The sequence below is a fragment of the Agrobacterium tumefaciens genome, assembly GCF_005221385.1.
GTDB lineage: Bacteria > Pseudomonadota > Alphaproteobacteria > Rhizobiales > Rhizobiaceae > Agrobacterium > Agrobacterium tomkonis.
On sequence record NZ_CP039904.1, the window covers coordinates 1127867 to 1141708 of the forward strand.

Genomic DNA, 13842 nt, shown 5'->3' on the forward strand with positions numbered 1-13842 from the left:
CTCAGGCCGTAAACAACAGGAGACCAAAGATGGCGAACAGCATCAGATGCAACAATCCCTGCGCTGCCGAGGTTCGCCTGCCCAGATAGGTCAGGGTTGTCAGTGCAACCGTCAGGGTAAACAGGATGGTTTCGGTGGGCGAAATTCCGAAAATCACCGTTTTGCCGGTGACGAGGCCGACCGTCAGGACCGCCGGGACCGTGAGCCCGACAGTTGAAACAAATGCGCCGAGGCACAGATTGATTGCCCGTTGTGTCTCGTTGTTCAATGCGGCCTTCACGGCCGTGATCGATTCGGGCGTAAAGACGATGATCGCAATAAGAACGCCGCCAACGGCCACCGGGGCGCCGGCTTGTGCAACGCCGTAGTCAATGACGATGGCAAGGTCGTGTGCGAGCAGTACGATCGGCAGCATCAATCCGATCAGAACCATCGAATGAACGATGTTCTTTTTGCGGGCATGACCGTCCGTCGGATGGTCTGGAGCCTGACGCGTGACGGGTTCTGTCAGCCTGATTGACATCCGGCCCGGTGCGGGCTGCATGAAGTGGCTGCGGTAGCGGCCCATCTGGAGGGCGAGGAAACTGCCGTAGACAATCACGGTCAGGAGGGAGATGACGATGGCCTGGAGAGCGGTAAACGTGCCATTGCCTGCGGGGAGCGTGTTCGGCACCAGAAGCGCGACGCCGGCCAGAACGACCGTCATCGCAATGAAGGAAACGGCGCCGGGTGCATTATATTCCTGCTCGCCATAACGCATTGCGCCCGCCAAAAGGCAGATACCTGTCACGAGATTGAGGATGATCATCATCACCGCGAATATGGAATCTCTTCCGATTGTTGGCGCCTCGTTCGGCCCCAGCATCACCGCCGCAATCAGGATAACTTCGATCGCAACGATCGATAGTGTGAGAATGAGCGTTCCGTATGGTTCACCCAGTTGATGGGCCAGTTCATCGGCCTCCTTCACGACTCCGAAAGCCGCCATCAGGATTGTGGCGAAGAGCACGAGAAAGCACGAGATGGCAACGGTTGGCGTCATGTCCGCCGAAAGCCATGACTGGCCGGACAGTTGGAAAACGGCGACAACCAGCCAGGCCACGACGAGTTTCGGCCAGGGAGTGCGGAGAAGGGGTGGAGATTTGTCAGACATTGCAGGCGACCTCTATCTGGGGTCGTCCCCGGTAATCTGTCGCATTCGGGTCGTCCCGAACGAAGCCCTTCAAGCTGTTGATGTCAGCGATAGCATGGCAGGGCTCCTGAAAGCAATGCCGCAGTCGGGCCATCGCCTTGATGATAGGCGCAATTGGCGTTGCACTCATCATCAGCTTATACCCGGCTTGGAAGATTAATGCGCAGCATTTCCGGCGCGTATGACGGGTCTCGCTGAGTGTTTATAGAACAGAAAAAAGCGCGGCCATCTTAGATTGACCGCGCTTGATGTTCTTGCCGAGAGGAGTGCTCTGCGGAAGGACTGCCGAGACCTTCTTATGTCTCCTTGCGTGGCTGCTTTTCCGACGTTGGCCGATCCGTGCCATTCGTGATCGAGGCTGCGAGGAGGGCCTGTGTCGGGTCTGCTCCCTTGAAACCGGCCTGTGCGAGGATTTCATCGAGAACCGGCTTCTGCGCGGTGAAGCTCAGCAGCTGGCTTGAAAGATCACCCAGGCCATTGCCGTTTTGTCCGTCGCTGCCGCCACCGAGCGCGCCGGCCAGGTTTCCGGCGCTGAAGATGCGGATGTCGGAAATCTTCTCGATCGGCTTCATCGCTTCGGCCAGCGCCTCGGGGATGATGGCGATCCGCGCGCGGGCAAGTTCGAATTCGATGATGTCGCCGGAAAGCGCATTGCGTGCATCGTTTTTCGCCCGCTCCGCCTGCGCCTCGGCATCACCGAGCGCGATGACGCCTTCGGCGCGGATTTTGGCGGCCTGCGCCTCGGCCTCGGCACCGATCTTGGCGGCGGCGGCAAGGTTTTCCGCAGCTTCACGTTCGGCTTCCGCCTTCACGGTGATCGCCGTCGCTTCCTGTTCGGCCGCCTTGCGGGCGTCGATCACGGCGATACGCTTGGCGCGTTCGGCGATTTCCACTTCGCGGGCGGTTGCCACCTGTTCTTCGGCGGTGATGGCCGCTGCCTTTGCCTCATCAGCCTTGGCGCGCGCAGCCTGTTCCTGCTCCACCTTCTGGGCAACGGCGATTGCGGCTTCGATCCGGGCGGTTTCGGTGATCTTGCGGGCTTCCGCCTCGCGCTCGGCGATGCCGCGCTCGGCCTCGATGCGGGCGGTCTCGCGCGCCTGACGGGCTTCCGCATCCCGCTCGGCAATGCCGCGTTCGGTATCGAGCTTGGCGGTTTCCTCGTTCAGGCGTGCCGCCTGTTCGGCGCGTGCCGCCTCCGCCCTGGTTTCTGCGGTCTTGTTGGCGATATCGCGTTCCTGCGTCAGTTCGGCATCGCGCTGTTCGCGTTCGATGGTCAGGCGACGCAGCACGGCTTCGCGGTCCTTCGTGGCGATTTCGACCTCGTTGTCGCGGACGATCTGGTTGCGCTCGCGTTTGCGCTCCTCGGTGATCCGTGTCAGCGCCGTCAGGCCTTCCGCATCGAAGGTGTTGTTGGGGTTGAAATGCTTGATATCGGTCTGGTCGAGCCGCGTCAGCGATACCGATTCCAGTTCCAGACCGTTGGACTGCAGGTCATGCGCAACGGCTGCCTGCACGGATTTGACGAATTCGGCGCGCTGTTCCTGCAGGTCGCGCAGCGACATGGTTGCCGCAACCGAGCGCAGGCCGTCGACAAATTTCGCCTCGACCAGGGATTTCAGCGCATCGGCATCATTTGTCCGGTCGCCGAGTGTCTGGGCGGCCAGCGCGATATTTTCGGCGTCGGGCTTCACACGCACGTAAAATTCGGCGGTGATATCGGCGCGCATGCGATCCTTGGTGATCAGCGATTCATGTTCGGATCTCTTCACTTCCAGCCGCAACGTGCTGAGCGAGACCCAGGAATAGGAGTGGAAGATCGGCAGAATGATTGCGCCGCCGTCGAGTACGACTTTTTTGCCGCCAAGGCCGGTTCTGACATAGGCCTTGTCGCGCGTCGAGCGCGTGTAAAGCGATGTCATGATGATACCGATGACGACGATCGCCGTGACGATGGCACCGGCAATCAGGCTCAAAGAAAAGAAGTCCATGGTGAATTAACCCCTGTTGTGCCCGCTATTATGAATTTTTCAGATCCGGCGGTGCGGGGATGGCCTGGAAAAGCCCATCCGCCCCATCGACGATCAATACCTGCGCACCCGTATCGATCGTGTGACCGGATGCGGCCTGTGCGCGCAGGAAGTGAATATTGTCATGCCGGTCCTTGACCCGCACGGTGCCGGGCTTGCCCTGGTCAAGCGGCCCGATGGTGACGACGCCTGTGAGACCCAGAAAGTCGGCCTGCTCGAGCGCGTTGGTCTCATCGCGTGGAATGACCTTAGCAACAGCAAGGCTGAGCGACCGCGTGGCCGGAATGGCTGCGGCAATCGCGCCGGTCATGGCCAAAGGGAGCGGCAAGGGCCCGAGAAATATTGTGGAAGCGACCCCCTGAATGAAGAAACCGGTAACGGCAAAAACCGAAAGCAGAATGACCGCGAGAACAAGCAGCGGCACGCCGCCGGCGTTGAGCCAGGACATCCAGCTTCCCAGCAGCCCCGCTTCGGTATCGCCCGGCGCATGGTAGCTGAAACTGTCGTCCAGCAGACCGGAGGCTGACACGCCGAGCAGGACCGAGACGAGTTCGACAATGCCGAGGCCGGCGACCGTCAAGAGGGCGATCCAGAAGGGGGCAGTGCCGGGCTGGACAATGCCCTCCATCAACGTTCGCCCTCCCGGAAAGCCTTGAGCCGCGCCTCAATGGCGCTCTGGCGCTGCATGCGGCCTAACTCTTCCACCTCGGCTGCGCCGGTATTGGGTTTTGCCGGTGTGCCGGTCACCCTTTCGATCGCTTCCAGCGCCTCGGCCAGACGGCGGTCATTGCGCTGGGACGGGGTGGCGTCGACACTGGCAGGTGCTGCGCGTTCGGCACGCTTGGCATCTTCGAGCCGCTTTTGCGCATCCGCCTTTGCAGAGGCGATGCTGCGCAAGGTGGTTTCCGCCTCGGCAATTTCGGCGGCATTCTCGAGGATCGCCTTGTTCAGCGCTTCGCGCTGTGCCTCCAGATCGATCTGCAACCCGGTTGCGGCGCGGGCCAGATCCTCGCGGCCGTTTTCCAGCCCGATCCTGATCTTGTCGTCGAGGTCGCTGATCTCTTCATCAAGATCGCCGGCCTTCGATTTGAGGCGATGGCCGGCGGCAACCGCTACGCCGAGCGCCGCTCGCGCTTCCTCGGCGATTTTGGCAATTTCCCGCACGGCCTGCTGTGCGACTGCGACGGGATTGGACGCTTCCGCCGCATCGACGGCGTTGTTCATGACACCGGCGATGACACGCCCGAGTCGCCCAAGAATACCTTCATTGTTCATCGAAGCCTCCCTGTTCGGTTGGAAGCCGGTTTTTATGCCGGCATGGATGCTGATGGTTTCGCCCTCGAAAACGAGGCGCGCTTCTGAAAAGTCATTCCAGCCGTCGTGATAGCCAAGAACCGTGTAGGGCACGACGACCCGGCCCGAGAGGGTGGCGATGCTAAGGCTGTCAGGCCCTTTGACCGAAAACAGCTTGCTGTCGAGCGGGATGTCGCGCACCGGCTCCTGCGGATCACGTTGGCTGTGGTCGCGCAAAGCCAGCGTCACCATGCGGGATGGGAGACCTGTCTTGACCCTGATTTCTTCGTAAGCTGCGGCATGCAGCGCCACGAGGTTGGCGCCTTCTGTCTGATCGAGGATTGCCATCGCGCGTCGATAGGCAAGAAGCGTTTCTTCGAGGGAAGATCGATCTTCCCTTGAAAGATTGAGTGCCAGAACGACGTTGGACAGAAGTTTCGTGCTCATGTGAAATATATAAAGCACTTCATTGGTGCTTTCAAGGGGCGGTGGCAGTTTTTTCAACCCTGCATAAGCTGATTTCCCGCTTCAGATGTAGTTTATGCCGTACCGAACCACCGGCTAGCGGCTTCCGTGAGTTCCTCCTTGTCAGGAGTTGACCCCGTGGCCCAGGCGACAATGCCATCGGGACGCACCAGCGCGGCGCTTAATCCGAGCAGGTCGACGGCATTGGCCGCCACATAAGCGATCCGTCCGGTCCAACGACCTGCAAGCGCTTCAAGTGATGCACCCACGCCAAAGTTCAAAAGCAGCGCTCTTCCTTCTCTCAGAAGTTCGCCGATCTTCCTTCCATCGGTCAGTACGAAATCCGGAACGCTGCGGCCGACAAGCGGATGTTGGCCGCCAAGCTCATAGCGCAGGGAAATACCCCAGACACGCTCGGCGAAATATGTCGCGCCATCGCGGGTCTCGATAAGGTCGCGGATGATGGTTTCCAGCGCCCTTGTGCTCGGGCTTGGACGCATGAGAGCGACCTGCGCGCGCGACCAGTCGAGGATCTGTGCTCCCACCGGGTGTCGCTCGCTGGTATAGGTGTCCAGCAATTCGGCCGGGGCATCCCCGCGGATTGCCGCTGCAAGTTTCCAGCCAAGATTGAGCGCATCACCCAGCCCGAGATTAAGCCCCTGGCCGCCAAGCGGGGAGTGGATATGTGCGGCATCGCCCGCCAGCAATATTCGGCCGTTGCGATAGGTCGTGGCCTGATAGGCGCGATCCGTCCATGTCGTTGCAAGTCTGAGGCCTGTGACCGTGACGTCGGTGCCAGAGACATGCCGCAGGACAGTCTGCACATGCTCCGGTGTCATCGCCTTGGTCCGGTGAAACCGGCCGCCGTCGAAATCGACCATCGCGATGGTTCCGGGCTCTTGGTAGGTATACATGCCGGTTGGTGTGTAGTGACGGCCCGGGGCGAGTTTTTCCGGGTCCGCCATTTCGACCTCGACGGAATAGCCGGTAAATTCGGGATCGGTGCCGACGAAATCGAAGCCGCCCGCCTTGCGCACTGTGCTGCGGCCGCCATCGCAGCCAACGAGCCACCTTCCGTGAAATATCTGCCCACCGGCGTAAACGGTCGCACCCGTATCCGACTGCTGGACGCTCTCAACCCCAGCGCCGCGTCTGATCTCGGCCCCCATCGCGGTTGCACGTCTTTCCAGAACGGCTTCGATCTCTTCCATGCTGGAGGCCATGGTCACCGGCGTCGAATCCGGCAAGCGATAGGTCCATTTCGACGCATCGATATTGTCGTTGAAGAACTGGATACCGGCGAAATGGCCGCCCGGGCGGCGGCGCTGCTGCATCCAGTGTGTGGTCAAGCCGTGGCTGTCGTTTGGCTGTTCTCTTGTCGGCAGATTTTTGGTTATGTCCTCGAGCAGGCCCCGGCGGTGGAAACTTTCGATGGTGGGCACGGAAAGACCGCGCATGCCGAAGGGGAGTTTCTTAAGCGGCGACGAAGGATCGTGGGCCCGCTCCAGCACCAGTACCGAAACCTTCGCAAGGCGCAGCTCACAGGCGAGAAACAGGCCCACAGGACCAGCGCCAGCAATCACGACATCGTAAATCAGAGGGGTATTTGACATGAAATGCTCCTTTGGTCGTTCGACCGGAGCAGTTCATCGTTTTGAGAACCACACGGACGAACAATTTGACGCCTTGACAGCGTCGTTGTTCGTCGTGGGACTCATGCGCGGGGCATGGACAGAGCTTTCGTTTCCGAAAGGACTTGGGCTAGACCACACCAAGTCGTGCCTTTTTCGACATTTCTTCCATAACGCCGGAGCGGCCGGTCGGCAAGGCAAATCCAGCGCTTCGTCCATCCGGCAGCCTCATTCCTCAGGACCCGGGCCGATGTTCCCGGAATGCGGCGGCAAGTGTGCGCAACGCCTCGCGGGATCTGCTGTCGGTGAGGGTGGAGAACATCACGACCTCGGTGGAGGGCAGCGACGGCAGGCCGAAGCGCTGGCTAACCTCGACCGTGCCGGGCGGTGCAAGACGGCAGGAAAAGGCGGAAATGGCAAGGCCGGCGGAGACCGCGGCCGTAACCATCGACGAGGTGCCGCCAAGAAACACCTCCGTCCAGGCAATGGCGGCCGAATCCAGCGCGCGGGCGGCAATGTTGCGCACACCGCAGGCGGGTGAAAGCGCGGCCAGCCGCAGGGGTTCGCCCTGACGGTGTTCGAATTGCGGAGCGGCGTACCAGCCGAAATGCTCCGGCCCCAGCACCTCGCCGTCGCGTCGGTCGTCTTCGCGCCGGATAATTGCGGCGTCGATTTCGCCACGGTCGAAGGCGTCCAGCAGCACACGGGAATTGTCCATGCGCACTTCGATCGTCAGTCCCGGATCATGGGCATTGAGCCGCGCCAGAAGGTTTGGCACCTCCGGCCCCGCAACATGGGCGGCAATGCCAAGGCCAAAACGGCGGCGCTGGAATGAAAGGCCGGCGAGGGCACGATCATGCGCGGCAAGGAATTCGCGGGCGGGCGCCAGAAACACCGCACCTTGCGCCGACAGCCGCACGGACCGGGGCGTACGCTCAAGCAGCCGTTGGCCCAGCCGGTCTTCCAGCCGCTTCAGCTTGACGCTGATGGCACCCTGCGTGGTTCCCAGAGCTTCGGCAGCGCGGGTGAAGCTTTGCAGATCGGCAATGGTGACAAAAGCCTCGACGGCATCCACATCCAGTGTGCGCATATCAATAATTCCAATTTGTTGTCTCTGAAATAGCCAATCATCCAATTCAGTTATGGTCAAGCTTTGGTTAGTTTGCGTCCGGTTCCGCAGACCGGATTTCGCTGTTGCGATCCGCTCCATGAAAGGCTGAAGAATGACCCTTGCCGTTACCGCACCCGCCGGCAGCAGAAGCGCCATGGCGCTCGCTGCCGTTTGTCTCTCCGCCCTGATGTTCGGACTGGAGATTTCCAGCGTTCCGGCGATCCTGCCGACACTCGAACAGATGCTGCATGCGGATTTCCGGCAGCTTCAATGGATCATGAATGCTTACACGATCGGCGTGACGGTGGTGTTGATGGCGACAGGTGCGCTGGCAGACCGCTTTGGCCGCAAGCGCGTCTTCATTGCCAGCATTGTCGCTTTTGCACTTTCGTCCCTTGCCTGCGGAGTGACGGAAAATGTGATGGTGCTGATTGCGGCGCGTTTCCTTCAGGGACTGAGCGGCGGTGCGATGCTGGTGTGCCAGATTGCCATCCTGTCATACCAGTTCCGCACGGCCAGTGAGCGTGGCATGGCGTTCGGCTGGTGGGGCATCATTTCCGGCGTAGGGCTGGGGTTTGGCCCGATTATCGGCGGGGCCATCGTCGCGCTGTGGAGCTGGGAATGGGTGTTCCTCGTTCACGTGGCGCTCAGCGCGGGCACCTTGCTGCTCGCAGTGGGCGGCGTGAGAGAATCGCTTGATCCGGAAGCGACACGTCTTGATCTTGCCGGTATCGCCACGCTGTCGCTGGCCGTGTTTCTCCTTGCCTTTTTCATCACACAAGGCCCTGAACTCGGCTTTGCCAGCCAGGCGGCGCTATTGATCCTTGCGGGGTCCGTCGCGAGCTTCATCGCTTTTCTCATCGTGGAAAAGCTCACACCAAGGCCGATGTTCGATTTTTCCGTGTTCCGAATCCGGCCGTTTTCCGGAGCCATCATCGGCTCGGCGGCGATGAACATCAGTTTCTGGCCCTTCATGATCTATCTGCCGATCTGGTTTCAGGCGGGTCTCGGTTATGACAGCGTCGCCGCCGGTCTTGGCCTGCTTGCCTACACGCTGCCGGCGTTGGTGATGCCGCCGCTGGCGGAGCGTCTGTCCCTGCGTTATCAGCCTCGCATTGTCATACCGGCCGGGCTGTTCACCATCGGTCTCGGTTTCATGCTGATGAAATTGGGCAGCGGCATCGAAAATGCGAACTGGCTTACCATGCTGCCCGGCTGCATTCTTTCGGGCATCGGGCTTGGCTTGACCAACACGCCGGTCACCAACACGACCACGGGTGCGGTGCCGCCGGCGCGTTCCGGCATGGCGTCGGGCATCGATATGAGTGCGCGCATGATCTCGCTCGCCATCAATATTCCGATCATGGGCTTCATTCTGGTTGAGGGCGTGCGCTCTTCGCTTCAGGCAAACCTGACGCTCGATATGGATGTGAACACATTGCAATTGCTCGCTGAAAAGGTTGCGGCGGGAACTGCCGGATTCTCGGCGCAGGACGTTCCCGAAGTGCTCGTCCATCAGGCGCTGGCGGATGGCTTCGGTCTGGTCATGCTTTATGCCGGTATCAGTGTCTGGCTGCTTGCCGCCATCAGCTTCCTGGTCTTCGGCCCGGTGCGAAAACCCGCCTCCGATTAGGGCGCCGCAGGCGAATGAGGCGCACCCCCACCGGTTTGCCGATAGGGGTGCGCGCTGGTCCTTGCAGGTTCTGCCGCTGTTATTTCAGCTGTGTCACGGTCAATTTGCCATTCACCCGCTCGGCGACGAATTGCACTTTCGCGCCTTCCTGCAATTTCGCCAGCATGGCTTCGTCCTTGACCTCGAAGACCATGGTCATTGCCGGCATGTCCAGGTTTTTCAGTTCCTCATGGATAAGCGTGACCTTTTTGGCCTTGGTATCGAGTTTCTTCACCGTGCCGGCGGTGAATTCCTGCGCGAAGGCGCCGGCGGCAGAGGCGAGAAAGAGGGCTGCGGCGAGTGTGGTGTTGATGATTGTTTTCATGGGTCGGTTTCCTTGTTTGCTTATTTCTTGGCAACGGTGACATCGCCGTGCATGCCGGCGTCGTAGTGTCCGGGTACAAGGCAGGCGACCTTGAAGACGCCGTCATTGGTGAACCTCCAGACAATTTCTCCCGTCTTGCCGGGCGCCAGACGGATGGCGTTTGGATCGGCATGTTCCATCTCGGGGAATTTTTCCATCAGCCCCTTGTGTTCCATGACCTTTGCTTCTTCATCGAGAACGAATTCATGATCGAGCTCGCCTTCGTTCTTGACGGTGAAGCGGATGGTCTGGTCCTTGCGGACCTTGAAGTTGTTAGGCGTGAAGATCATCTTGCCATCCGCCGTTTCTTTCATGCTGACGCGGATGGTCTGGGTGACTTTCGTGGCATCGCCGGGCTCGCCGACTGCCATGGCCTCGCTGTGTCCGCCGGCATGGCTACCGGCCGCCAGAGCGGGGGTCGCAAGTGCTGCCAGCACAAGGCCAAGAATTGCAGTGTTCATGATGTTTTCCTCTATTGTTTGGGAATGTTGACGATCAGCCATGGTTCGAATGGGCCGATGGGGGCTGCGTGCTTGCATCTTTGGCTTTGGGTGCGTCGGGCAGGTTACCCGTCCACTCAAAGGCCTGTGTACCGGGCGGATTTTGATACCAGCCCGGATCGGCGTAATCGCCCGCGGAGATACCTTCGCGGACCTTCACCACCGAAAACATGCCGCCCATTTCGATGGGGCCGTGGGGACCCCAGCCGGTCATCATGGGCACGGTGTTTTCGGGTATCTCCATCGACATCTCGGCCATGTCAGCCATGCCGGCGGTGCCCATCGGCATGTATTCGGGGCGGATCTGCCGGATTTTCTTGGCGACTTCCTTCTTGTCGACACCGATGAATGTCGGGATTTCGTGACCCATGGCATTCATGGTGTGGTGTGACTTGTGGCAATGGATCGCCCAGTCGCCCTCATATTTGGCGTCGAACTCGTAAGCGCGCATTGCGCCGACGGGAATGTCGATGCTGACTTCCGGCCATCGGGCCTCGGGCCGCACCCAGCCGCCGTCGGTGCAGGTGACCTCGAAGTCGTAACCATGCATATGGATCGGATGGTTGGTCATGGTCAGGTTGCCGACCCGCACCCGCACCCTGTCGTTTTTCGACACGACCAGCGGATCGATGCCCGGAAAGACCCGGCTGTTCCAGGTCCACAGGTTGAAATCGGTCATCTCCATGACGCGGGGCACGTAAGTTCCCGGGTCGATGTCGAAGGCGCTGAGCAGGAACACGAAGTCCCGATCCACCGGCATGAACGCCGGGTCCTTGGGATGGACGACAAAGAAGCCCATCATCCCCATGGCCATCTGCACCATCTCGTCGGAATGCGGGTGGTACATGAAGGTGCCGGATTTCACGAGATCGAACTCGTAAACGAAGGTTTTGCCGACCGGAATATGCGGTTGCGACAGGCCGCCGACACCGTCCATGCCTGAAGGCAGGATCATGCCGTGCCAGTGAACCGTCGTATGTTCGGGCAATTTATTGGTGACGAAGATACGTACCCGGTCACCCTCCACAGCCTCGATGGTCGGGCCGGGGGACTGGCCGTTGTAACCCCACAGATAGGCGGTCATGCCCTCGGCCATCTCGCGTTCCACCGGTTCGGCGACGAGGTGGAATTCCTTGACGCCGTTGTTCATCCGGAAGGGCAGGGTCCATCCGTTGAGGGTGACGACCGGGTTGTAATCCGGGCCGGTTGAGGGGCGGGTGGGTGTCTGGGTCGCAGCGCCTTCCATGCTGGCTGCTTCCGGCAGGCTCATATTGGACGTCTGCGCCCAGGTTTTGGAGGATACGAGCGCCGCGCCGGCGGCCCCTGCTCCAAGCAATTGTCTTCTGCTGAACATTCCCGTTTCCTTTCTCAATGACCGCCGCCTGCCGGCGCTTCGGCCGACGCGACTTCGGTTTCGGTCGCGGCATTGCCTGTGCTTCCGCCATAGATGACGGGGGCAAGGTTGGCTTCGGCCAACCAGAAGTCGCGCTTGGCGTTGACTGCGAGGATGGTGGATTCGATTTTTTCGCGGGTATCGGCGATCAGTTCGAAGGTGCTGGTAATCATGCCGTTATAGGACAGCAGCGATTGCTCCTCGATCGCGCTGCGCAGGGGCAGGACATTGTTGCGGTAGTGGCGCGCAATGTCGTAATTCGACCTGTAGGCCAGATGGGCGGAACGGGCCTGCGAACGGATGTCGACGGCCAGTCCGGCCAGCTGGTTGGCCGCCCGCATATAGGCGAGTTCGCCCTTGCGCAGACGCGCCTGCCCGGAATCGAAGATCGGGATCGTGAAGGACAGCGAACCGGTTCTTGCAATGTCCGAACGGGTGGCACCGTCCTCGCGTTCGCGTTCCTTCTCCCAGCTTCCTGCCAGCTCGATATCGGTGACGATGCGGGTGGCGTCTTCCAGGCGATAGGATTGCGCGGTTGCCTGCAATTCGAGGCGGGCGACCTGCAAATCCATGCGTTTGTGAATTGCTTCCGCCTCGATGTCGTTGCGCGCTATCAGGGTCTTCGGCAAGGAAGGAAGCCGGTTCGGTATCTGGAACTCGGCATCCGTGCCGGAAAGCCCCATCAACCGGATCAGCTCTTCCTTGGCGAGTTTCGCTGCCAGTCGTGCCTTTGCCGTTTCTCCCGTCAGTTCCGCATAGAACACATGTTCGCGGGCCTGATTGGCCTTGGGCATCGAGCCCGCTTCACCGATCTTTTTCGCAAGTTCCGAAGAGGCGTCGGCTGCGACCTTCGCCTGGTTGAGGTAGGCGACGTTTTCCCAGGCGGCCACGGCGTTGATCCATGCCCTTCGGGTTTCCGCAGCAAGCGACACGGTGGCGATTGCCGCATTGACCTGCGCCTGACGGAAGCGCGTATTCGCCAGGCTGATATTCTTGTCATAGGTCGCCAAGGCGAGAATATTGGCGGTGACGGCCCCTTCAAGGACACGATACATGGCAAGCCCGGGCGTTCCGATGCCGTTCAGGCTGACGGAAAAGGTCGGAAAGACGGAGAGTTGCGTCTGCCAGGCGTCGGCGGCGCTGTCTCCGAGATCCGCATAGGACGCCTGCAGCCCCTTATTGTTCAGCAATGCAACCTGAACAGCGGTTTCGACGTCGATGGTCTTTTTGGCCATCAGCGCCTTGACGCGGTCGCGCACCACCTGCGCCTGCTGCTGGTTCTGAACCCAGACAGTCTGTTTGCCGGTTGCCTCACTGGTTTTCAGCGTTGCATCGGCAAAGCCCGCATCCTTGGCGGCATAATCAGTCGTAACGCAGCCTGCCGCGATGAGGGGAAACAGGAGGGAGGATATCAGTCTGATAGGACGTGGGATCATCACGCGCCTCCCTTCGCTGGCGACTGCGCATCGTTCAGGCCACGCCAGGGTTTCGGATCGACGGGAACGCGGTGCGTGTAAGCTCCGATCGGATTTTGATAGGGAATGGGCCTGACGCTGGACATAGTGTCGGGGCTGTCGGTCGATATGACGACTTCAGGTAAGGTGGCTGCGCATCCGCCCGCAAAAAGCGGCAGGGCAACCACCAGGAACAAACGTTTCATGGTGAAAATCCGGCAATAAGATCATGATTGCTCCAGCACGCTCACGCATGCAGGTGCAGGAAAGCCCGCAAAGCGGTTCCGGATATTCAGATATTAGGGGGGCGCTGAAGCTTAGGTGCCAGACCGGCAGCATGCGTATCGTCGATGAACGCACGCAGGGAAATGACGGTCGGATGGTTCAGGGATGAGGAGGGGCACGGAATGGCCGCGACACCACAATAATCCTGGCAGCAGGAATTCTTCGATTTTTCCTTGCTGGCGTGGTCATGTTGATCGGCGTGGTCGCCGTGATCCTGAACGGCGGCGTCGTGGTAACCCCGGCCTGACGAATGGTCGTTTTCGATCTGTGAGATCGGGACGTCGTTTTCGGCATGCATTGCGGCATTGACGGTGGAAACGCTGTAGCCCGCCAGTGACACTACCATCACCAGCCTGAACAACAGGGCCATCAATTTCGATGCTCGCAACATCCCATTCATGCGCTGTAGCAGAGCCTCAGTCCTGAGATTTGTCAATGGGTATCGCCCATAACCA

General features: G+C 60.2%; 13 protein-coding genes. 1 reads left to right on the forward strand and 12 read right to left on the reverse strand.

Going from position 1 to position 13842, the window contains the following annotated elements; all coding sequences use genetic code 11:
- Position 1: 1 nt before the first annotated feature.
- The 6 genes from CFBP6623_RS20370 to CFBP6623_RS20395 form a co-directional block, all read right to left on the reverse strand.
- Positions 2-1153, reverse strand: coding sequence for a calcium:proton antiporter (locus CFBP6623_RS20370; protein ID WP_046801987.1), 1152 nt, complete (start codon positions 1151-1153; stop codon positions 2-4).
- A 335-nt stretch (positions 1154-1488) separates the two neighbouring features.
- On the reverse strand, positions 1489-3180 hold the full coding sequence (locus tag CFBP6623_RS20375; RefSeq protein WP_046801988.1) for a flotillin family protein: 1692 nt from the start codon (positions 3178-3180) through the stop codon (positions 1489-1491).
- 28 nt (positions 3181-3208) lie between these two features.
- Positions 3209-3847 (reverse strand): OB-fold-containig protein, encoded by a 639-nt coding sequence (locus CFBP6623_RS20380; protein ID WP_046801989.1) that lies wholly within the window; start codon positions 3845-3847, stop codon positions 3209-3211.
- The gene (locus CFBP6623_RS20385; RefSeq protein ID WP_046802002.1) at positions 3847-4959 is read right to left on the reverse strand and encodes a PspA/IM30 family protein; all 1113 of its coding nucleotides are present in this window, start codon (positions 4957-4959) and stop codon (positions 3847-3849) included. The genes CFBP6623_RS20380 and CFBP6623_RS20385 overlap by 1 nt, the downstream gene beginning before the upstream one ends.
- Before the next feature lie 92 nt (positions 4960-5051).
- Complete coding sequence (locus CFBP6623_RS20390; RefSeq protein ID WP_080842878.1) at positions 5052-6590, reverse strand: FAD-dependent monooxygenase; 1539 nt, start codon at positions 6588-6590, stop codon at positions 5052-5054.
- A gap of 253 nt (positions 6591-6843) precedes the next feature.
- Positions 6844-7698: a LysR family transcriptional regulator gene (locus tag CFBP6623_RS20395; RefSeq protein ID WP_046801991.1), complete on the reverse strand. Its 855-nt coding sequence runs from the start codon at positions 7696-7698 to the stop codon at positions 6844-6846.
- Positions 7699-7831: 133 nt separating this feature from the next.
- Between CFBP6623_RS20395 and CFBP6623_RS20400 the strand changes: the two genes are divergently transcribed.
- Positions 7832-9352 carry an MFS transporter gene (locus tag CFBP6623_RS20400; protein WP_046801992.1) on the forward strand — a complete coding sequence of 507 codons (1521 nt, stop codon included), beginning with the start codon at positions 7832-7834 and terminating at the stop codon, positions 9350-9352.
- Between the two features lie 79 nt (positions 9353-9431).
- Here CFBP6623_RS20400 and CFBP6623_RS20405 read toward each other — a convergent pair whose 3' ends face one another.
- The 6 genes from CFBP6623_RS20405 to CFBP6623_RS20430 form a co-directional block, all read right to left on the reverse strand.
- Positions 9432-9716 (reverse strand): copper-binding protein, encoded by a 285-nt coding sequence (locus CFBP6623_RS20405; RefSeq protein ID WP_046801993.1) that lies wholly within the window; start codon positions 9714-9716, stop codon positions 9432-9434.
- 20 nt (positions 9717-9736) lie between these two features.
- Positions 9737-10216 carry a cupredoxin domain-containing protein gene (locus CFBP6623_RS20410; RefSeq protein ID WP_046801994.1) on the reverse strand — a complete coding sequence of 160 codons (480 nt, stop codon included), beginning with the start codon at positions 10214-10216 and terminating at the stop codon, positions 9737-9739.
- A gap of 34 nt (positions 10217-10250) precedes the next feature.
- Positions 10251-11609 (reverse strand): multicopper oxidase family protein, encoded by a 1359-nt coding sequence (locus CFBP6623_RS20415; protein WP_062654438.1) that lies wholly within the window; start codon positions 11607-11609, stop codon positions 10251-10253.
- 14 nt (positions 11610-11623) lie between these two features.
- Positions 11624-13084, reverse strand: coding sequence for a TolC family protein (locus CFBP6623_RS20420; RefSeq protein ID WP_046801619.1), 1461 nt, complete (start codon positions 13082-13084; stop codon positions 11624-11626).
- A complete protein-coding gene (locus tag CFBP6623_RS20425) occupies positions 13084-13308 on the reverse strand; it encodes a hypothetical protein (protein WP_046801620.1) in 225 nt (74 codons plus the stop codon). The genes CFBP6623_RS20420 and CFBP6623_RS20425 overlap by 1 nt, the downstream gene beginning before the upstream one ends.
- 86 nt (positions 13309-13394) lie before the next feature.
- Complete coding sequence (locus tag CFBP6623_RS20430) at positions 13395-13757, reverse strand: hypothetical protein (protein WP_052760264.1); 363 nt, start codon at positions 13755-13757, stop codon at positions 13395-13397.
- Positions 13758-13842 lie beyond the last annotated feature (85 nt).